General features: G+C 59.5%; 26 protein-coding genes and 1 tRNA gene. 11 read left to right on the top strand and 16 right to left on the bottom strand.

What is annotated here, in order from left to right:
* Nucleotide 1: 1 nt before the first annotated feature.
* The 9 genes from PAF17_RS10495 to PAF17_RS10455 form a co-directional block, all read right to left on the bottom strand.
* A complete protein-coding gene (locus PAF17_RS10495; protein ID WP_271889042.1) occupies nucleotides 2-901 on the bottom strand; it encodes a S49 family peptidase in 900 nt (299 codons plus the stop codon).
* A complete protein-coding gene (locus PAF17_RS10490) occupies nucleotides 891-2,141 on the bottom strand; it encodes a phage portal protein (protein WP_408636403.1) in 1,251 nt (416 codons plus the stop codon). Before PAF17_RS10490 ends, PAF17_RS10495 begins: the two co-directional genes overlap by 11 nt.
* Nucleotides 2,142-2,182: 41 nt before the next feature.
* On the bottom strand, nucleotides 2,183-3,844 hold the full coding sequence (locus tag PAF17_RS10485) for a terminase large subunit (RefSeq protein WP_271889041.1): 1,662 nt from the start codon (nucleotides 3,842-3,844) through the stop codon (nucleotides 2,183-2,185).
* Nucleotides 3,831-4,271, bottom strand: coding sequence for a P27 family phage terminase small subunit (locus tag PAF17_RS10480; RefSeq protein WP_271889040.1), 441 nt, complete (start codon nucleotides 4,269-4,271; stop codon nucleotides 3,831-3,833). Before PAF17_RS10480 ends, PAF17_RS10485 begins: the two co-directional genes overlap by 14 nt.
* Before the next feature lie 154 nt (nucleotides 4,272-4,425).
* On the bottom strand, nucleotides 4,426-4,815 hold the full coding sequence (locus PAF17_RS10475; protein ID WP_271889039.1) for an HNH endonuclease: 390 nt from the start codon (nucleotides 4,813-4,815) through the stop codon (nucleotides 4,426-4,428).
* 86 nt (nucleotides 4,816-4,901) lie between these two features.
* Nucleotides 4,902-5,633 carry a hypothetical protein gene (locus PAF17_RS10470; RefSeq protein WP_271889038.1) on the bottom strand — a complete coding sequence of 244 codons (732 nt, stop codon included), beginning with the start codon at nucleotides 5,631-5,633 and terminating at the stop codon, nucleotides 4,902-4,904.
* The gene (locus PAF17_RS10465) at nucleotides 5,630-6,193 is read right to left on the bottom strand and encodes a hypothetical protein (protein ID WP_271889037.1); all 564 of its coding nucleotides are present in this window, start codon (nucleotides 6,191-6,193) and stop codon (nucleotides 5,630-5,632) included. The genes PAF17_RS10470 and PAF17_RS10465 overlap by 4 nt, the downstream gene beginning before the upstream one ends.
* Before the next feature lie 179 nt (nucleotides 6,194-6,372).
* Nucleotides 6,373-6,996: a hypothetical protein gene (locus PAF17_RS10460; RefSeq protein ID WP_271889036.1), complete on the bottom strand. Its 624-nt coding sequence runs from the start codon at nucleotides 6,994-6,996 to the stop codon at nucleotides 6,373-6,375.
* The gene (locus tag PAF17_RS10455; protein ID WP_271889035.1) at nucleotides 6,993-7,337 is read right to left on the bottom strand and encodes a hypothetical protein; all 345 of its coding nucleotides are present in this window, start codon (nucleotides 7,335-7,337) and stop codon (nucleotides 6,993-6,995) included. The genes PAF17_RS10460 and PAF17_RS10455 overlap by 4 nt, the downstream gene beginning before the upstream one ends.
* 351 nt (nucleotides 7,338-7,688) lie before the next feature.
* On the opposite strand from PAF17_RS10455, the gene PAF17_RS10450 reads away from it, so the two are divergent.
* The gene (locus PAF17_RS10450; protein WP_271889034.1) at nucleotides 7,689-8,639 is read left to right on the top strand and encodes an exonuclease domain-containing protein; all 951 of its coding nucleotides are present in this window, start codon (nucleotides 7,689-7,691) and stop codon (nucleotides 8,637-8,639) included.
* A gap of 5 nt (nucleotides 8,640-8,644) precedes the next feature.
* Here PAF17_RS10450 and PAF17_RS10445 read toward each other — a convergent pair whose 3' ends face one another.
* A complete protein-coding gene (locus PAF17_RS10445) occupies nucleotides 8,645-8,980 on the bottom strand; it encodes a hypothetical protein (protein WP_271889033.1) in 336 nt (111 codons plus the stop codon).
* Nucleotides 8,949-9,194, bottom strand: coding sequence for a helix-turn-helix domain-containing protein (locus PAF17_RS10440; protein ID WP_271889032.1), 246 nt, complete (start codon nucleotides 9,192-9,194; stop codon nucleotides 8,949-8,951). The genes PAF17_RS10445 and PAF17_RS10440 overlap by 32 nt, the downstream gene beginning before the upstream one ends.
* Before the next feature lie 93 nt (nucleotides 9,195-9,287).
* Between PAF17_RS10440 and PAF17_RS10435 the strand changes: the two genes are divergently transcribed.
* The 8 genes from PAF17_RS10435 (at nucleotide 9,288) to PAF17_RS10400 (ending at nucleotide 12,631) form a co-directional block, all read left to right on the top strand.
* On the top strand, nucleotides 9,288-9,587 hold the full coding sequence (locus PAF17_RS10435) for a helix-turn-helix domain-containing protein (RefSeq protein ID WP_271889031.1): 300 nt from the start codon (nucleotides 9,288-9,290) through the stop codon (nucleotides 9,585-9,587).
* Nucleotides 9,588-9,891: 304 nt separating this feature from the next.
* The gene (locus tag PAF17_RS10430) at nucleotides 9,892-10,041 is read left to right on the top strand and encodes a hypothetical protein (RefSeq protein WP_271889030.1); all 150 of its coding nucleotides are present in this window, start codon (nucleotides 9,892-9,894) and stop codon (nucleotides 10,039-10,041) included.
* Nucleotides 10,041-10,223 carry a hypothetical protein gene (locus tag PAF17_RS10425; protein ID WP_271889029.1) on the top strand — a complete coding sequence of 61 codons (183 nt, stop codon included), beginning with the start codon at nucleotides 10,041-10,043 and terminating at the stop codon, nucleotides 10,221-10,223. The genes PAF17_RS10430 and PAF17_RS10425 overlap by 1 nt, the downstream gene beginning before the upstream one ends.
* A gap of 31 nt (nucleotides 10,224-10,254) precedes the next feature.
* Nucleotides 10,255-10,926, top strand: coding sequence for a hypothetical protein (locus tag PAF17_RS10420; protein WP_271889028.1), 672 nt, complete (start codon nucleotides 10,255-10,257; stop codon nucleotides 10,924-10,926).
* Entirely contained in the window at nucleotides 10,923-11,168 is a 246-nt protein-coding gene (locus PAF17_RS10415) for a hypothetical protein (protein ID WP_271889027.1), read from the top strand. The genes PAF17_RS10420 and PAF17_RS10415 overlap by 4 nt, the downstream gene beginning before the upstream one ends.
* Nucleotides 11,169-11,170: 2 nt before the next feature.
* A complete protein-coding gene (locus PAF17_RS10410) occupies nucleotides 11,171-11,404 on the top strand; it encodes a hypothetical protein (RefSeq protein WP_271889026.1) in 234 nt (77 codons plus the stop codon).
* 1 nt (nucleotide 11,405) lies between these two features.
* A complete protein-coding gene (locus tag PAF17_RS10405) occupies nucleotides 11,406-11,609 on the top strand; it encodes a hypothetical protein (protein WP_271889025.1) in 204 nt (67 codons plus the stop codon).
* Nucleotides 11,606-12,631: a tyrosine-type recombinase/integrase gene (locus tag PAF17_RS10400; protein ID WP_271889024.1), complete on the top strand. Its 1,026-nt coding sequence runs from the start codon at nucleotides 11,606-11,608 to the stop codon at nucleotides 12,629-12,631. The genes PAF17_RS10405 and PAF17_RS10400 overlap by 4 nt, the downstream gene beginning before the upstream one ends.
* 82 nt (nucleotides 12,632-12,713) lie before the next feature.
* Here the strand turns inward: PAF17_RS10400 and PAF17_RS10395 are convergent.
* Both PAF17_RS10395 and lipA read right to left on the bottom strand, forming a co-directional pair.
* Nucleotides 12,714-12,797: transfer RNA gene (locus PAF17_RS10395), tRNA-Leu, on the bottom strand.
* A 155-nt stretch (nucleotides 12,798-12,952) separates the two neighbouring features.
* The gene (gene lipA, locus PAF17_RS10390) at nucleotides 12,953-13,912 is read right to left on the bottom strand and encodes a lipoyl synthase (RefSeq protein WP_271889023.1); all 960 of its coding nucleotides are present in this window, start codon (nucleotides 13,910-13,912) and stop codon (nucleotides 12,953-12,955) included.
* 149 nt (nucleotides 13,913-14,061) lie between these two features.
* On the opposite strand from lipA, the gene PAF17_RS10385 reads away from it, so the two are divergent.
* Nucleotides 14,062-14,610, top strand: coding sequence for a peroxiredoxin (locus PAF17_RS10385; protein ID WP_271889022.1), 549 nt, complete (start codon nucleotides 14,062-14,064; stop codon nucleotides 14,608-14,610).
* 60 nt (nucleotides 14,611-14,670) lie between these two features.
* Here PAF17_RS10385 and PAF17_RS10380 read toward each other — a convergent pair whose 3' ends face one another.
* Both PAF17_RS10380 and PAF17_RS10375 read right to left on the bottom strand, forming a co-directional pair.
* Nucleotides 14,671-15,585 (bottom strand): hydrogen peroxide-inducible genes activator, encoded by a 915-nt coding sequence (locus PAF17_RS10380; RefSeq protein WP_271889021.1) that lies wholly within the window; start codon nucleotides 15,583-15,585, stop codon nucleotides 14,671-14,673.
* A 61-nt stretch (nucleotides 15,586-15,646) separates the two neighbouring features.
* Nucleotides 15,647-16,783 (bottom strand): DUF6456 domain-containing protein, encoded by a 1,137-nt coding sequence (locus PAF17_RS10375; protein ID WP_271889020.1) that lies wholly within the window; start codon nucleotides 16,781-16,783, stop codon nucleotides 15,647-15,649.
* Nucleotides 16,784-16,995: 212 nt separating this feature from the next.
* On the opposite strand from PAF17_RS10375, the gene PAF17_RS10370 reads away from it, so the two are divergent.
* The gene (locus PAF17_RS10370) at nucleotides 16,996-17,394 is read left to right on the top strand and encodes a DUF6477 family protein (RefSeq protein WP_271889019.1); all 399 of its coding nucleotides are present in this window, start codon (nucleotides 16,996-16,998) and stop codon (nucleotides 17,392-17,394) included.
* Here the strand turns inward: PAF17_RS10370 and PAF17_RS10365 are convergent.
* On the bottom strand, nucleotides 17,357-18,922 hold the full coding sequence (locus PAF17_RS10365; RefSeq protein WP_271889018.1) for a helicase HerA-like domain-containing protein: 1,566 nt from the start codon (nucleotides 18,920-18,922) through the stop codon (nucleotides 17,357-17,359). The two genes, PAF17_RS10370 and PAF17_RS10365, sit on opposite strands and share 38 nt — an antisense overlap.
* Nucleotides 18,923-19,276 lie beyond the last annotated feature (354 nt).

Below are 19,276 nucleotides of genomic sequence, written 5' to 3'. Positions count from 1 at the left end.
GTTAAATTCGCGCCAATGCCGCAGCGGCTTCGGCACGGGCGCGATATCGAACAGACGGACCCGACGATCCGGCAGCACCATAGGCTTCGATCATCCGCGCATAGAACGCGGCCCGCGTCTCAACACTGTCCGCCAAGCCTCGCGCGATGGCCTGCTGGCCGACAAAGACGGCGCCACCATCACGCTCATCATCGGTGACCGACAACTGGCCCAGCAAAGCATCCGACGCGATGCCGCGGCCCCGCGAAACGGCCGCATGAAACTGGCCCTCTGCCTCATCCAGAGACCGGCGCAACTCGGTCATGCCCTCTTCAGTGCCAGGATCGGGGCGCTTCGCACGGGCATGGCTGGATGTCAGAAGATATCTCTGCTCGCCGTAGCTGTCCGGACCGACGACACTGGATGCCATCATCGCGACGCCGATCGACCCGACGATGCCGCCGGGCATGACAGCAATACTGTGTGCCTGAGAGGCGAGCCAATACGCAGCCGACGCCGCCATCGGCGAGGCAATTGCGTGAACCGGCTTGTTCTTCGCGGCTTCGGCGATTGCTTCGGCGGCACCTTCACAACCCACGACAGTGCCACCAGGGCTGTTCACGTCCAGGACAATAGCCGAGACATCGCCGCGCTCAGACAGCTCGGCGGCGGCTTCGGTCAGCCCGAAATAGGTTGACCACCCCAGATAGCGCTCAAGGATTTCGCTGTTCGGCGTCAACAGACCCCGGACAGGCAGCACCGCGATTCCGCGCGTGACGGTAAATCTCTCGACAGATGCCGCCGCCCTTTGTTCTTGATGCATCGCCGCATCGGGCAATTCGATCGACATCAGGTCGTGGGCAAGGTCACTGGCGATCGCGACCGGAGCCCCCGCCAACATTGCCTTGATGCTATTCGTCATCGCCGTTGTCCTTTGCGTTGCTGTCGCGTGTCATGTTGGGCGGCGGATAGAGCGCATCGCCGCCTTCGATCGGGGCCCACCCCTCTTTGCGCCGCGCCTCGTTGGGCGACACGAAAGGCCCGCCAACAGCCTTGCCGAGCGCTTCGTAACGTTCCTTGGTGGTCGGGCGAAGCAGCGTGTCGAAGTCGTGGCGGAAGAAGAACCCGCTACGCCGTTCCCGTTCACTCAGCAGGGACATGGCGTATTGATCCTCCAGTTGCTTGCCCCAATGCAGCAGGCAGTCGGTCAGATAGTCGATGGCCGCCTGCTCGGCATTTGCCTTCACCCCGTTTTCGAGGATCTGCAGTTTTGGCATCGGCACCCGATAGATCGACGCCAGTTGTTCGCGATCGAAACGCCGGGATGCCAGCAGCTCCTGGTCGGCGGCCGACAGATCCAACCGTTTGATTTCGTCACTGGCGCCGAGGATCGGCATGCCATTTGAATCGGGGTCATCGATGGCAGCACGCACCCTGCGCCCATTGCGCCGGTATGCTTCTTCATCCTCGTAGCTGTCTTCCATCTTGATATAGGCACGAAGCAAGGTTCCGGATACCGTCCGCGCTGCCGCCTCTTGGCCGGCCAGCGCAACCCCAACGCTTTCGGATGCCACCTCCAAAGGTGAACGTCCCGTCCATCCGTCCAGGGCCATGTAACGCAGATGCAGCATGGACCGGGAAGGCGCCCGCCGCAACGTTCCCGCCCCATCCTCGAAATCGTAAAACCGCGCGCGCCCGTTGCGCAGAACCGAAACCGCATCGGGGCCGATCGCTTCGATCAGTTCCAGCTCGCCCGAGCCATCACGCGGCGCATAGGCAAATGCATTGCCACGCAAGGCGAAGGTATAACCCAGCACCAACCGGGTCACAGCCGCCGGCACACCAGGCGAGCTTTCGACATTCAGCAGATAGGCTGCAGGATGGTCGCGCAACCGCTCTTCCGTCCCACCCTCCCGGCGGCGATACAGCTTGAGCGGGATCTTCGACAGATCGCCTGCGATGATGTTGCAGCACGCAAAGACCGTCGCGTGCTTCTGGGCGATGGTCGCCGAGACACGCGGCAATGTCCTGACACGGCTCTGCCCGTTCCAGCCCGCCTCCGCCATCCAGCTTGTCGCCGACGCCGTTCCAACTGGCCCATCGGCGCAAGCAACAGAACGGACCGGCGGCTCGGCCCGGATATGGGGTGCAACCTCCCGCATCTGCGGGGCCGAACTGCCGCCAAAGATCCGCGTAATGATGCTCATACCGTCTCGATCTCCCGAGCCTTGCGTTTACCTTCGGCAGCCTCTGCGCGACCGACTGCCATGATCGCGGCGACGGCAGGATCTATCCTGCCCTTCGAACGCGCCTTGTTGGGCTTGATGTTCTCGGCCGCATCCTCATCGCGATGCACATTGCCCACCGCCCAGGCGAGAACAGGATTGCCGTTGTGGCGCAGACGCTTGCGCGCGACCGATTGTTCGAACCGCTTCATTGGTGACGACATCGATGCATAGCCTTGGCCATGTTCGATCAGCGGGAACCGTCGGCGCGTCAGTTCCTTCGCCACATATTTCATCCCCCAGCGGTCGTAAGCGACTTCCTGGACGTCAAAGACATTCCGAATGATTTCCATTCTTTCGATGATCTGATCTTCATCGATGGCACCACCGCCATGAACTTCCAGCCAACCTTCTTGCCGCCATTGCACGTATTCGCGCTTTTCAGACTGAGCGCGAGCGATGAAACCTTTCGGTCCGGATGGCAGAAAGCTGTAGCAGATCAGATAGATCAACCCGTCCATCGGCACCGCAACCACGATCGAGGTGAGGTCGGTTGTCTTCGACAGGTCCAACCCGACCCATGCCTTGCGACCAAACAGGCTTTCAGGATCGAAAGGATCGGCGCCCAGATCCCAAACACTGCGCTCGATCCAGGACTGCGCACCTTCGGTCCAGAGGTTGAGGTGCAACCTCCGAAAATTCGGCATCCGCCCGGCGATTGCCAGGGCCTCATTCAGCTTGGCGCGAAAATCCTCTTCCTTGAACGCCACGCCCAGATTCGGATTGGCCATTTTCCAGATCCTTGGATCATGGATGTCGCATTCATGCGGCGGCTCGGCCACATATCCGAAAAACCTGTCATCCGTGACCGATCCGCGCAGAACCTGCTCGGAATAGTCGCGCAATTCACCACAGATCGAGACCATATCCGCGCCGGCCGTGGTGATCGCCCAATCGATCGGCTGGGCGCGCGCGATCATCGAGTTGACCACGATTTCTGCCAGCTCGCGATCCGTCCAGCGATGGACCTCATCGCGCGCCGCGAAATGCGGGTTGATCCCGTCCGAGGTATTGCCGTCGCGGGACAGGCATTTGATTTCGCCACTGGTACGCGGAATCTCGATCGAGCTGCGCCAGGGTTTCATGAACTGGCTGAGCGCGGGCGATGCATTGATCATCCGCTTCAGTTCCTTGAACAGCAGCCCGGCCTGATCGCGCGTCGTTGCCGCGCAATATCCCTGCGGCGCGGCTTCCCCGTCGAACAGTTGCGTGAACAGCGCCGGCACCGCGGTATCCGTTGTCTTGCCGTTCTTCTTTGCCACCTGGTGATAGGTCGATCGAAAACGGCGCAGCCCGTCTTCCTCGCGCTTCCATCCAAACACGCTGCCGTGCCGAAAGACCTGCCACGGTTCCAACTTGAGAGGCTGGCCGCCCATCGGCCCGGTCGTGTGCTGGATCAGCTGGGCAAAATTCGTGATCCGGCTTGCAGCCTTGCAATCGAACCACAACCCACGATCTCTGCCGGTTTCCAGATCCAGCAAGTGGCGCTGACACGCCAATGTCACCAGCTCGCCTGCGACCTCGCGCCCCTCGACCACATCAAGCGCATAGCGCGAGACCGGGTGGTCAATCGGTTCCATCGATCTTGCGCATGATGTCTTCGAAAAGATCACCCTGCGCTCCCGCCGAGATCCGGGCTGCATCAACTGGCGACAGGCCAAACAGCGCCGAATCCCGGCGCATCTGGTTCATGGCCTCCTGCTGTGCGCGCGACGCAGCCGTGGCCTTCTGTTGCCGCCCATTTCGGGTCTCGACCTCGTAATACATCCCCTCCATGCCGATCGAGTAAGTCGCATCGATGAAGTTGGCGACCGCCTCGCAATAAGACGCGAATTGGTAGAGGTAGAGCGGATCGAGGCGATCCTTTGCGACCAGTAGCGGCGCCAACTCCTTCCAGACTTCAACCGAGCGCCCTGCCATATGTGGCAATGGCTCCGGAATATGCCTTGCGGCCATGTCACCCTTCATCGGGACAACATTGTCCAGCGATGGTTTGGACCCTCGCATATGCGCCTCCTTCATTGAAAGATTGACAGGAAACCCAACTAACCTTCTGACAGATGGGCTTTTTTTATTAAATCAACGTGCGCGAAAAGGAAGCTCCCCCCGCCGGTCCACCGCTGGTAGCTCTGATTTTTCGACCACCCCCGGTGTCCCGGGATCAATCGCGGCGGCAGCCAGCAAAAACTTCGCGCGCCGTCTTCCTGCTGTGGCAGGGCTTGCAAAGCGATTGCCAGTTCGACTTGTCCCACATCAGCCTTGCATCACCACGATGCGGCACGATGTGATCAACTTCGCGCGCCGCGGTCACGATCCCGATTGCCGCGCAGTCAGCGCATAGCGGATGCCGATCAAGAAACAGCTTTGATTGCTTGCGCCAACGCCGCGTCCGATAGAAGGCAGCACCCGCCAGGGCGACCGCAGAAGTCTTTGCCGCATCTCGCCGCGCCCTCAAACGCGCATCCGCTGCCGCAGCATGCTCGGGACAATGCGCCCGCCCATCGATGGCAACCTCATCACAGCCCGGCGCACAGCACAGCTTCATCACCATGCAGCACCTCCAAACGCGAAAGCGCCCGCAAGGCAAAGCTTCGGGCGCACTTCTGGATGATGTCAAAAGTTATGGGGCCGTGCGTACTAAGCCGTCAAGGAAGAATTTTTCCGCGTTACCGGATACCCCTGCATTCGATCCAGGCAATCGCGCAAAGCAGCCACGCAGCGCACGACATTTTTTTCTCCCTCACTCCATCCATGCTTTCGCAACACCCACCGGAAGCTGCGGCCATGAAGACAAACGGCATCGGCCAGATCCCGATCGAGAATGGCCCGGGCACCTTTGCCGCCACGAGCACCCGGCCGCACTCGCCTGACCGGCATCGCAACGCCGGTGCCGATCAGTGAACGCAGCCGCTTGATCGCATCGCCTTCAGCTAGAAACGCATCCATGAAGTCGCCACCTGTGCCCGAACCCGATGCCACGCGCCCTTCCAGGCTGGCCAGCTTCATGCCACCTGCATCGTGGCGTTCGACCAGATCACGATACAACCGGGCGACGGTCACCTGACCCTTGGAAAATGGCGGCGGCTGCTTGCGCCGGGCGGCATTCATGGCAAGCGTGTCAAAGACATCCATCGCAGCGGCAGCCTTGAAACCCCGCCAGCCCATTTCCTCGGCCTTCCACCCCGTCCTGTCTTTCGCATCCGGCACCATCGATTGCGGCGTGACCGATCGGCACGCGCCCCGCGCCGGCGCAACCGGTATGGCAGGACCGCAACCCTCGGCCGGAGTCGCGCGCGCAAGGATCGCCTCCATTCGCGCCCGCTCTTCCCGAGACCTGGTATTCGCTGCCTGCCTGTCGATAACTGTCATGCTGCTGCCCCTTCTTCCACGGCTGACTGGATCGCCTCGACCTCGGCCAGATCGGCATGCCACCCTTCCAGCCAGGCCTTTTCGTCATTCGTCGCCAAGCCCGCCTCGATGTTCTCGCGGATCACGCGACGGCGGTGGCGGTGTTCTTCGGCATCGCGCTTGAGATTGGCGATGATGTATTTGCCCGGCGGCGGACCGAGGCGGCGCGCGACCTGAAACAGCTCGACCGCCCAGCCCTCTTCCATCGCGCGCCGCCCCATCGCCGACCGGATCAGGCTGCGCGCATAGGCGCAATCGCGCGGCGGCGGCACCTGCAAGGTCATCGCCCAGGCACGAACCAGACCCTCTTCCGGCCAGACACCCTTGGCAGCATGCCGGGCAATCAGATCGACCAGCCCCGAAAGGTTCGTATCCGACATGTATGTCAGGAAGGATCGCAGCCGCTCCAAACTTTTTTCATGCGCCTCGGCGCTAATCCCGCGTTTGCGCGCCAACCCCGCCAAAGGTTGCATCAGCAACGCATCAACCCGCGCCTTCGCCTCTGCTGTCGCACCGGACATCGCTTTACCCCTTTCTCAGCCAGCCAAGTTATCCACAGGCACCACACCTGAAATGTCGCGGAACAGTCGCTGTCCCTGTCTTTTTCTTTGTCCCTGTCTCTATCGTGCGGGACAGTCTCAGAGTGTCCCCGGACTGTCTTGAACTGTCCCCGGGACAATGTTGGGACAGTTAGGACGAATTAACGCGCGTCCATCTTCCGCATGCGCTCGATCGAGAAACTATGGTTGTGCCAGGCAGAAACTGCGCGCTCGACCCAGCTCGACGTGCGATATTCGCAGCCCTGCTCCTGCAACCACTCATCTACCCACAAGATGCAGGCGTCGTTCTTGGCCAGTTCGGTCCACTGGCCACCAATCACCGATCTCAGACGTTGCAACCGCTTCTTGGTGTTCGCCGCATCACTGCGCGCACGATGATCCTCACGCCGCGAAATGGCGTCATGCAAGGACCGCAGCACCATAGGATGCATAAACCGGACTTCGCCTTCGCAGGACACGCGCCGCCACTTGTGCAGCGGCCCGAACTCCAGGCGGCACAGCTGCTCGAAATGGCCCCGATCGACAAACAGCATCTTCGCCAGAACCGCCATATCGGTTGGCAACGTGCCAACTGGCGACTGATCGTAGCTGATATTGATCAGGTCGAAATACAGTGCGCGACATTCGGCGGTGCCCTTCAACCGCATGTCGCAGTTCAGCCAACGCCGCCGTTCCCATGGCATGAAGTAATGGCTATCCAGACGTTCATCGGCCGACAGAGGATATTCGTCCAGATCGTCAGCTCGGGCCAATTGCACTGTCATGCCGCCACCCTTCCTTTCTGAACCGGACCCGTGCCGCGTGGGTTGAAGATGGCGTCAACGGGCCGATCGCCGCGCAAAGCCGCCTCGAAACCGCCCAGGATGTGATCACCGTCAAAACCGGCCAGCGCGCAAACCGTGTGAAAATCGCCCGACCCGAACCAACGTCGCGCCGCGGCAAGGTCTTTGCGCGTAGCCTTCGGACTGGTCGAGAACGCTTCCCGCCAAGCCCCCACCAACACGGCGCACCACAACGACCGGCAGGCATCGACGGCAACGAACTCGCCGTCGGTCGCGGTGCATTGTGAAAGCGCTGCTTGGGAGCTGATGGTTCGATCAGTCATCATGTTCACCCAAACCTTCCGTAAAACTTTTGTTCTGTATTCGCGCTGATTTGAGTGCCGAATTTTCGAAAAGTGAGAAATTCTGCCCTGCCGACTGAAGTTGACGTTCTGCCACCTCAGCACGGCTCTCGGCCGGGCCAGCCGCAGGTTCCGTGATTCCGGTTTGCAACCCGCCCGAAGCGGCCAGAATCACGACGAGGTTTCGGCCAGGTTCTGCGACCCCACCTCTCCCCCGCCCCGGGCAACCTGAAAACCCGAACTGCATTAGATAGAAACCCCAGCGTAGACAGGGCCAATCGCTACTGGATATTGTGCGGACATACCCGTTTGCGAATCTGTGTGGAGTAGACAGTGTTTGGTTTGTTCAAGAAGAAGAAGATCGGCGCGACCGCCATTGAGGCCTATGCTGCCAAGAGAAGATCGAACTATGACCTCGACTTCCTTGGCACGAGCTATAAATTTGTTGCCGTCGATGTTGAGACCGCAAACGAAAATAGCCACAGCATCTGTCAGATCGGCCTTGCTCTCGTTGATCACGACAACACAATCAGAACTTACAGCTGCTTCGTGAACCCTCGAGAAAACTTCGCGAGGTTCAATATCGACCTCCATGGCATCAACCACCGCAAGGTCGCCGGAGCACCGGCGTTCCCTGAAATTTTCGGCACATTGTCTGATTTCCTCAACCGCCACATCCTCATTCAGCACAGCACGTTCGATCGAGGCGCCTTTAATGGCGCCTGTGATTTGGCCGCGATAGAAAAGATCAAAAGCCAATGGATCGACAGCGTTCAGATCGCCCGTCGCGCCTGGCCTGAATTTAAAGGCAACGGCGGACACGGGCTCGCGAACTTGAAGAACGAACTCCGTCTCGACTTCGATCACCACGACGCCGGAGAGGATGCCAGAGCAGCAGCACAGGTCGTGCTGCTCGCAGAGGAACGGCTCGGGGTAGCCTTTGACAGCATACTTACGCGCAATCCTACCAAACGCAGCTACCCCAAACGAGTGTCGATCCCCGGAAACGAAGCCGGGCCGCTTCACGGTAAAACTGTGTGTTTTACAGGCAAGTTGGGCATGTCTCGCGATGAAGCCGCTCAGATTGCTGCGCAGTCCGGCCTTACTGTTCGGACGGGCGTATCGAAAAAGCTCAACATTCTCGTTGTCGGCGATCAAGACCTTGAGGTTTTGAACGGGCACGACAAAAGCAGCAAGCACCGGAAAGCCGAGGAACTTATTGCGGATGGGCAGCCTATTCAAATCCTCGGTGAAACCGAGTTCCACGCCCTTGTAAGTGGATAGGCAACTCACGTTTTCTCCTCCCGCATGACCTTGGAAAAGCCTGACAGGCTTGCATGGGCGAAATCGACGTGATGGCCATAGGGCGCGTTTAAACCGTCGAACCAGTTGCAGGCCGTCTGAAAGGTCACGCCGAAATGCACGGCGCAGGCTTCGCGGCTGTCAAAGCTGGCGATCATCAGCAACGACCACCGTTGCAGGAACACCGCCCGATCGGGGCGATGCGCATGAACGTGGGCGCGGCGGATATGCCTGTGACCGCGCCCACGACCGTCAAGCAGATTGGCATGGGACATTTGACGCGCACAGCGATCACGCTGCGTCGTTGTCTTGGGATTTAACATGGGAGAACTCGCTATTTGTTGTGAACGACAACACCCAACTTGAAACCGCGACATTTCCTGATGTCGCAGCCTCGATTTTTTGAGCAAGCTTGAAGCTTGGCGTGATTTGCTGCCTGACAAGCTTTGAAATGGTTCCTTGTTGAACACCAACTCGTGCGGCAAACGCTGACTGCGTTTCCCCGGTGCTCTCAAGATGTTGGCTGAGTGTCATCATGGCGCATCGTATGCATGTCAGGAATATTCCCGTCAAGCATATAATTCTTGCTGCGTGTTTGCCGTTACCAACAGGTTGCCGGACAATGATCAAATGAACCTGAAGCAAATACGCCTGGCCAGGGGCCTCACACAGAAAGACGTCGCCGAGATGGCAGACGTTGAACAACCAACTGTGTCAAAAATCGAACAGGGCTTTGATGGCGTAACGCTTCGAACCCTCAACAAGATTGCGGAAGCGCTGGATATAACACTTGCCGATTTGGTTGGAGAATCTAGAACAGGGCCAGAGAACGCTATACTTTCTGCGTTTCGCCGCCTTCCCCCTGAACGTCAGCAGGGCTGGATTGACATGGCAGAGATGCTAGCTCCCCACTCTTCGAAAGAAGGTTAAGAAACTCGGCAAACTGATCGTTGCTCATCCTCCGCAACGCCTCCTCAAATCTCACAACCAACCCCAATACACCGCCCCCTCGAAATAGAACATAACGGCAACAACCTGCACCCAACCGGGCGCAGAGGCAAGGCACAACCATTGCGTGCAGCGCAATTTATTCCTGCTGTGAATATTTATCATTGACAGGAATATTCCTGTTGGGCATTTTACCCTCCATCGCACCCCGATGGAGCAACCAATGCCCTGCACTTCCAATCAAGCCATACCGACTAATAAGGCAGGCGCCGATCAGGACATCGGCTTGCCCCTCGTCGCTGCCCTCGTGATCGGCGGTGCCGTGATCACCCTTGTGCTTTTGGCTCTGTGGGCCATCGACAGGCCGACCCATCCCGACACCTGCGGCGACTATCGCGGCGCGGAATGCGTGGCCGCAATCGCGGAGGCACGGTGATGCAACAGCATGATCACGCGCCGCACAGCACCGACAACCTGCCCATCGACCTGCCGGCCTTTGCCGACACCGACGACCAGACCCCGCTGCAGGCAGTGACCAAGGGCGACATCCTCACAATTTCGGTGGCCACCGCCTGCATGATCGGCGGCGGCGCACTGGCCGTCTGGATGTTCACCTGATCCGATGTTTGGCACCCAGCATACAACGACCATGAAGATCCTGATCGCGTGCGAAACCTCGGGCGTCATGCGCCGCGCATTCGAACGCCGCGGCCACGATGTCTGGTCATGCGATCTGCTTCCGGCCGAGGATGGCAGCAACCGTCATATCCGTGGCGATGTTCGCGACCTGCTGGACGATGGCTGGGACCTGCTTGCCGTCATGCACCCGCCCTGCACCCGCCTGTGCCGATCCGGCCGGCGCTGGATGTCTGGGCCGGGCAAATGGACGCCGCCCAAGAAGCTGCCAAAGGGCCGCACGGTCCAGGACCTGCGGGCAGAATTTGAAGAAGGGGTCAGCCTGTTCATCGATTGTTGGCGCGCCCCGATCGAGCGGGTCGCGATCGAGAACCCCGAAATGAATGACCTGGCGCAAGATCGGATGCCGCCGGACTTGCCCTCACCCCAGATCGTCCAGCCCTTCTGGTTTGGCGAACCGGCCTACAAGGCCACCGGCTTTTACCTTCGCGGCTTGCCGCAACTGACAGAAACCAACCGCCTCAAAGAACCCGAGAAGGGCAGCGCGGAATGGAAGGCGTGGAATGCCGTCCATCGCGCACCACCCGGCCCCGATCGCTGGAAAATACGCAGCCGCACCTTCGAGGGTGTCGCGGATGCCTGCGCGGATCAATGGGGCGCAACAGCACTGGAGGAAGTAGCATGAACAGCTATCACATCTCACTGGATGAATCTGCCGACCGCCGCCTGCACGCCATTGCCCAGAAGCTCGGGCGGTCGGTCGAGAGCCTGATCGAAAGTGCCGCCGAAGAAGCGGCGTTGGATCACTTCCGACACAGCGCAAACGATCCCGCCCGCACGCACCGTCACCCCGATCCGGTTCAGGGCGACGAATATTGCTGGGCCTGCCACTATGCCGGCGATTGCGGATGCGGGAAAGCAGTATAGCCATGCAAACCAATTCCAGGATAGCCGATCGATACATCAGCAAAGGCGGGCGGTTGCCGGGATACGACCGATCAGCCTTTGTTGATGATCTGATCACCGCCGCAACGTTTCTCGCATGGGCTGAAGACGATCGTGCCTTCTATGCAGGCCACACCGCAGCAGAGGCATTCAAGGCCATGTGCAGGATGCTGGACATGGATCTTGTTCAGCTACGCAAAATCGCAATGGGGGAATAGCATGAGACGGCCTGACATGCAGCCCATGTTCGCCAGCGCCAATACGGCAGCAAAGATGCTGGACATGAAGCCAACAGAATTTCGCAGTCTGGTCGAGGCCGGGGCATTGCCGGGCCCCGTCCGCCACCAGCGTTGGGACGTTGAACAGATCCGCGCTACCATGCGTGGTGAATTTGTGCGCCCATCTGAGGATTTTGACCTGTGAGGAAGAACCTGCCGCCATATGTCGCGATCAAATCCGGACGCGTCTATTTCCGCAAAGTTTGGACCGATGGTGGTAAGCGACGGGAGCGGTTTGTTCGCCTGCCCGATGACATCGACAGCCCTGAATTTTCCACCGAATATTGGGCGATCAGGTCGGGCACATCCGAGAAGGTGAAGCCGAAGCAAAGGGACACGTGGCGAGAACTGATCACTGCCTATCGATCCTCTGCCAAGTATCGCAAGCTGGCGGCAGGCACACGCAAGGAATATGACCGGATCATGGAGCGCATCTTGGAAAAGAACGCCGATAAATCCGTCCGGCAGATGACGCGCAAGGCGCTGATGGATGTGCACGCCAAATACGCTGACACTCCGCGCAAGGCTGACTGGTATATTCAGGTGGTTCGCCTGCTGCTGAACTTCGCGATCCGCAAACTTGGCTGGAAGATCGAGAATGTCGCATCCGGCATCGACCTGTATGGCAAGCAGCGAGAATTCGAGCCTTGGCCCGCTTGGATGGTCAAGAAGCTGGACACCGCCCCGGAACGGGTTCGCAGCGCCGCCGAACTGATCCTCGGGACCGGGCAGCGACCACAGGCCGCAATCCTGATGCGCCGTGATCAGTTTGCCGGGGAATGGATGACAGTCACCGATGAAAAGAGCGATGAAGCCTATGAGGTATTCTGCCCCACACAGCTACGCGCCTACATCGAAAGCTTGCCAGTGTCGGGCGCTTATGTGATCGGAAAGAACCTAACCCAGCCAGTCGGGTATGACATCGTGGAAAAGGCATTCCGGGCTTGGCGAAAAGACCTTGGCGAACGGGCCGCCCCATACTCACTGCATGGCCTTCGCAAGCTTGCGATTATCCGTTTGGCCGAGGCCGGATGCTCAGATGCACAGATCCAGGCAATCACCAATCAAAGCGCAGAAATGGTCGCATACTACCGCCGCCGCGCAAATCGCAAGATTCTATCTCGGGCCGGTCATTCGATGAAAGAACGAACAGGGGGTGAACAGTGAAAGTGGGAAAAGCCATTGGGACTCGCCGTCCCCCGTACCAACAACCTGTCGCGACATTGCGTCTAAGCTGTTGTTTTTGCTTTGGTACCCGAGGCCGGACTCGAACCGGCATGCCTTGCGGCGGCGGATTTTGAATCCGCTGCGTCTACCATTCCGCCACTCGGGCAAACCATTGCCTTCGCTGCGTTTACGCAGATCAAACAGGATATGCAAGAGGTGATCTGAAGAATGCGTATGGCGGATGAAACACGACACTGAAACGGAAAACACCCGCCCCGGTGCCCGGGCCTTGACGCCCGGACTCTGTCAGCCTGGAACCCGTCAGGCGCGGCCCAGCTTTTCCAGGCGCGCGGAACGAAGCCGCGCAAAGTCGTCGCCGGCATGATAGGATGATCGCGTCAGCGGAGTTGCCGAAACCATCAGGAACCCTTTACCAAATGCGGCTTTTTCATAGCTGGCGAATTCTTCCGGCGTGACGAAGCGATCAAGACGGTGATGCTTCGGCGTCGGTTGCAGATATTGGCCGATCGTCATGAAATCGACATCGGCAGCGCGCATGTCATCCATCACCTGAAGCACGCCCTGCCGGTCTTCGCCCAGCCCAACCATGATACCCGATTTGGTAAACATGCCGGGGTCCAGTTCCTTAACCCTTTGAAGCAGACGCAACGAATGGAAATAGCGCGCGCCGGGCCGCACCGAGGGGTAAAGCCCCGGCACCGTCTCCAGATTATGGTTGAACACATCGGGCCGCGCCTCGACGACGGTTTCCAGTGCGCCGGGCTTTGATTTGAGGAAGTCCGGTGTCAGCACCTCGATGGTCGATGCGGGTGAACGATGACGGATCGCGCGAATGGTTTGGGCGAAATGTTCGGCACCGCCATCATCCAGATCGTCGCGGTCGACCGAAGTGATGACCACATGATTCAGGCCCAGTTTCTGAACAGCATGCGCCACCCTGCCCGGTTCGAACACATCCAGGGCATCCGGGCGACCGGTGATGACGTTGCAGAATGAACAGCCACGGGTACAGATTTCGCCCATGATCATCATGGTGGCGTGGCCCTGGCTCCAACATTCGCCGACATTGGGGCAGCCGGCCTCTTCGCAAACGGTCGAAAGGCGGTTTTCTCGCAGGATATCGCGCGTTTGCTTGTAACCTTCAGAGGTCGGCGCTTTCACGCGGATCCAGTCCGGCTTGCGTGGCTGGCTCTGATCGGCCCGATGGGCCTTTTCAGGATGCCGCAGGCGTGGCGGCTGGGAAGCGGTCTGATCGGACATGATCAATCTTTCGAAGCTTTTTTTCCTACTTAACGTTTGAAGGGGGCTTGATCAACGGCGCTGTCCATGCTGCACGTGCATATCCCTGTTGCCGCATCGCGGCACAAGGCAAATGGGAGGAGGCAGATTCATGCTGAAAGGACAATTCAATGAAAATCGGTGATACACTTCCGCAAGTCAGCTTTCAAACCCGCGTGCGCGACGAATCGATCGGCGGGCCCAACCCGTTTCGCTGGGAAACGCTGACCACGGACGACTATTTCAAAGGCAAGCGCGTCGTGCTGTTCTCGTTGCCCGGTGCGTTCACTCCGACATGCTCGACCTATCAGCTGCCGGGATTTGAAAAGGCGTTCGACGAAATGCGCGCTCTGGGCATCGATGCGATCTATTGCATGTCGGTGAATGACAGTTTCGTCATGAACCAATGGGCCAAGTCGCAGGGTCTGGCGAATGTGAATGTCATCCCCGACGGATCGGGTGAATTCACTGAAAAAGCCGGCATGCTGGTGCGCAAGGACAATCTGGGATTCGGTGCCCGCAGCTGGCGCTATGCAGCTGTCATCAATGACGGAGTTGTCGAAGCATGGTTCGAGGAACCGGGCCGCGCAGACAACCACGCCGAGGATCCCTATGGGGAATCCTCGCCTGAAACGGTTCTGGGCTATTTGCAAAAGGCCAAGGTTGGCGAACCGGCCTGATCGGCTCGGGACAGTCGAACATGATGGCGGGGCCGCATATGCGGCCCCGTTTTCTTTCATTCACACCGCTGAACGCAGATCCCGCCCCGCCTTTTGCAATATCTGAGCCAAGTCGTCGAACCATCCGGCCGTGCTTGTCGTCGCGCGGCGCATCAACAACACCTGCCGCGACGGCTGGGGATCTGGAAAGCTGATCGTTGCCAATCCGGGTGCCGCCGCCAATTCCTGAGCCCGGGCAATTTCGGGAAGGAATGTCAGACCCATTCCCTGCGCGGCAAGCCTGCACAGCGTCGCCAACGATGCGGCGCCGAGGTCCAGGCGGCTGCGATGGCGGCCAATGCCACATACTTCCAACGCCTGATCGCCAAGACAATGGCCTTCGTCCAGCAACAACAATTGTCCGGGGTCAAGATCTTCGGGACGAGGCGAATCGCGATCATCTTGAAACTGTCGGATGCGTTCGGCGCTGCCGGCCAACAGAAACCGATCGGCGAATAACGGAGTGGCCAACAGATTGTCGCGATCAGAAGGTGTCGCAACCACGGCGGCGTCCAACCGGCCGTTTTCAAGCTCATCCAGCAACCGGTCGGTCTGCGCCTCACGCAGATGAAGATCGCGACCAATATCGCGTGCCCGCAAGACCGGCAAAGCCTGAGGCAACAGATAAGGCGCCACCGTCGGGATCATACCCAATGTCAGCCGACCGCCCTGCCCGGGCTGTCGCAAACCTTGCTCAAGACCGGACATCGCCGCCATGACCTGCCTTGCATCGGCGGCCAACTGTCTTCCTCGTGGGGTCAATACGATCCCGGCAGAAGTGCGTTCGACCAGACTGGCACCGGCGGCGTCTTCCAGCGCCTTGATCTGCATGGACAGGGCCGGTTGGGTCACATGTGCCGTTTCAGCCGCCCGAGTGAAATGACCATGTTCGGCCAGGGCCAGAAAGTAGCGCAATTGACGCAGGGTGATGTTCATAAGCGCACACTATCGGATCATCGGGAAACGCCGCAACTGCCTTATGAGCCTGAATATTCACTCAGCCGATCAATCGCGAACCGCCGCCGTAAACCTCTTCGTAATGGCGTTCAAGACGCATCAGCGCCAGCCGCAGCACGATCTTGCCGGATCTTGCCGACCAGCCAAGGCGTCGTTCGGTCATCTCGATACCCTCGAGATAGCAGCACACCCTCAGGACGACATCGCCCATTCCGGGCCCCAGTTCGCGCAACGCGGTCGCAACGCGATCACGTGCACTTTCGGAACCGCCGCGATACCCGCCACCGTTGAAGGACCGGTCGATGCCCGCAGTCAGGAACCCGGTCCAGTTCTGTGTCACCCGCGGCCCCATCTGGGCCAATTCGAAGTCTTCGCGCAACCTCTCACCTGCGGTGACCATCCCTGCCGAAAGAAACGGCTTTCCATCCCGATCGCGCCGCCGCGCCAACAGCAACAAGGGGCTTTCGGCAATATTCACACGAGCCGTGCGCCGCTTGCCGTCTTCAGGATCCTGAATCTTCCGCTCTTCCCACACCCGATGCTGCTCTGCATGATCGGTTGCGTTCCCCCCGGTCACATCGCCTTGCGCCGAAGGCAAGTCGACAGGCGTTGCGTTTGAAAAATCACCCGGTCCGGGCACGGCAGCCCCCATGCCCGAACGCGACAACAAAGCGCGCAAGGCTTCGCGCCCGGCAGGGGCAATCGCATAGCGCTGGATACGCCCCCCATTCGAAATCATGGCCACCCAACCGCGCAGCGCCATCATTTCCGCAAGATCGCGTTCAAGCACAGCAGTCCTGATATCGTTCCGGCTCACGATTGCCTTGTCCATCCCTTCGGCAGAGGCAAGAACCGCACCTGGCTCGGCCAGACGACGCAGGATCCGCAAGGTTGTGGCATCATCATTCGCCGAAGGTTTACGTTCGGGCGACAAGGCCCGGTCGATCAAGGGATCATCGCGGCGCGCCTCGAACCGGCGAATACGACGCAATATGGTCGAAGCGTGGCAGCCCGCCTCGCGGGCCAACGCACGGATGGTCACACCGTCCTCGACATGGCGCAGATACAATCGGGCATCTTCCGGAAGGTCGGTTCGTGTCGCGGTCACGCTGGCGATCTCGGATCGGTGGTCGGCGCCGCCCGCCTCGATGGTGAAATCACCGGTGAATACGGTCATGTCAGGTCCTTTGTCATCCTCGGACAGCAAGAAGTTTGCCACCCTGGGTTGCATCACTCTGGTTAATGCGCAGGTAACTTTCTGCACATAGTGGCAACATTCCCTAACAAACTTTAAAGATTCATTGCTGCAGCGAACGGTCCAATCAATGACTTGGCAACACACGTTAAGGTTGTGTGAAGCTGACTGGGACACGCATCAAGGAGTCTCCCATGTCCACGACCGGCAACGTCATCGTTCTGCGCCAGCATTCTTCTCAGCCGGCACTTCGTCGGCCAGCGACATTGATCCGCGCCGCCCGCGCGGGCCAGGCAAGCTGGAAACGCAACCGCGACCTGGCCCGCCTGCTACGCCGCGACGGTTGTCCGGCTATTGGCCAGACCCTTCCCCGCCTGCGCGCGATGGAAGCCGTCATGAATGAGCGGCGCCTTGAAAAGGCATCCGACTATGACATGCATCGCCACGTCCTGTTGATGATCGCTATCCTGGCCGAAATGCGAGAGGTCAGCGGACAGGCCGACCCCAAGGCAGATACCGCACGCGGCGAAATTCCGGCACCCGCCCTTACCGCAATCAGCGACCGCGGAACAATGATCCAAGCACACCCCTGACCAGGGCCTGCCCGGATCTTGTGCCCAATTGGCGCGCCAGGCTTTTAGCGAATGTCTCGGCAACGCTGTCGCTGCGAGAAGATCTGCTGCGGGTCTTCGGTTTGGATGTGGGTTCATAGCGACGGGCGTTGCGATATTCGGGGCGATCCATGTTGAACAGATCATCCTCGGGCGCGGTAGAGGCCTTCTGGGCAAGCTCTTTGGCTGCCGCCTCGGCGCGAGAGGTCAGAATTTCCTTGGCTGATTCTCGTTCCAGCCGTTCTGAGTATTTGGCGCGCAGCGGGGATCCATCGACTGTCTGTGCCCGCTCGGTTTCATCGATCGGCCCCAAGCGGCTGAAGGGGGGGCGCACAAGGCAACGCTGTGCGATACCGGGCACGCCTTTGTGTTCCAACAGCGATGTCACGGCCTCGCCCGTCCCCACGCTCTGGATTGCCTGGGCAATATCGAATTCGGGATTGGTGCGATAATTTTCCGCCGCCAGACGCAGCGCCTTCTGATCCTTGGCGGTAAACGCACGCAACGCATGCTGCACCCGATTTCCCAGCTGCCCCAGAATATCCTCGGGAATATCCGCAGGATTCTGGCTGATGAACCAGACGCTGACACCTTTGGATCGAATCAATCTGGCGACCTGTTCCACCTTGTCGATCAGCGCCTTGGGCGCATCGTCGAACAACAAGTGGCTTTCATCGAAGAAGAAGGCAATCTTGGGCCGCTCTGGATCGCCGACCTCGGGCAGCTGTTCAAACAGCTCTGACAACAGCCACAACAGGAAGGTCGCGTATAGCCGCGGCGAATGCATCAGGCGATCCGCGGCCAGAATGTTGACCGTACCTCGACCATCCTTGTCGGTCGTCAGCATATCCGCCAGATCCAGTGCCGGCTCTCCGAACAGGTGATTGCCGCCCTGATTTTCCAACACCAGAAATGCGCGCTGGATTGCCCCGACACTCGCGGTGCTGATATTCCCGTATTCCAGCGACAATTCCTTGGCGTTCTGGCCAACCCAAACCAGCATGGCCTGCAAGTCATCCAGATCCAGCAGGGCCAATCCCTGCTCGTCGGCCACGCGGAATGCGATATTCATCACGCCTTCCTGCGCATCGGTCAGCCCCAGCAACCGCGACAAAAGCAGCGGCCCCATCTCGGCGGGCGTGGTGCGCACGGGGTGACCCTGCTCGCCCCAGACATCCCAGAACGTAACTGGAAATGCCTGATAATCCAGCGTCAATCCGATTTGATCCGCGCGTTTAACAAAGGCATCATGCAGCTTTCCCTGCTCGGACCCGGCGCGTGACAGGCCCGCAAGATCCCCTTTGACGTCAGACAAGAACACCGGCACGCCCGCCAGCGAAAGGCTTTCTGCGAGGGTCTGCAAGGTAACCGTCTTTCCGGTTCCGGTCGCCCCGGCGATCATGCCGTGACGGTTTGCGTATTTCAGCAACAGTGATTGTGGATCACCGTAATTCTTTCCACCCCCGCCAACGAAAATCGTGCCCGCCTGTTCATTCAGCACATTCGTCATTCGCGCCGCCTCCTGCTGCATCTTCCACCCTGTTGCGCCCCAACGCACGCTGCGACAATACAAAATTAACCGCCATGTGCCAGTATGGGAACTGTCCGGTACCCTCGTCCGGTCCGGACCTTCCTCCCTGTTGGACTGCCGCGCCCCCGGGCGCGGCTTTTTTGTGATTGAACCTATCTGTATAGGCTGTTGACGGATCACGGTTGCGCGACTAGCGTGCAGGCAATGATGACCGGCCCGTCCGGCAGGGAGAGGACGCCTTAGCGTCGGGGCCGTGGTTGAACCACGGCCCTTTTCAATTCCGGCGCCACTTTCTGCGCACGCCCTGCTACTGAAAACGGGAATGCAGGCCCG

The sequence above is a fragment of the Paracoccus onchidii genome, assembly GCF_028294535.1.
GTDB lineage: Bacteria > Pseudomonadota > Alphaproteobacteria > Rhodobacterales > Rhodobacteraceae > Paracoccus > Paracoccus onchidii.
The sequence above is the reverse complement of the archived record's forward strand: the minus strand, read 5'-3'. Positions and strand labels throughout refer to the sequence as shown.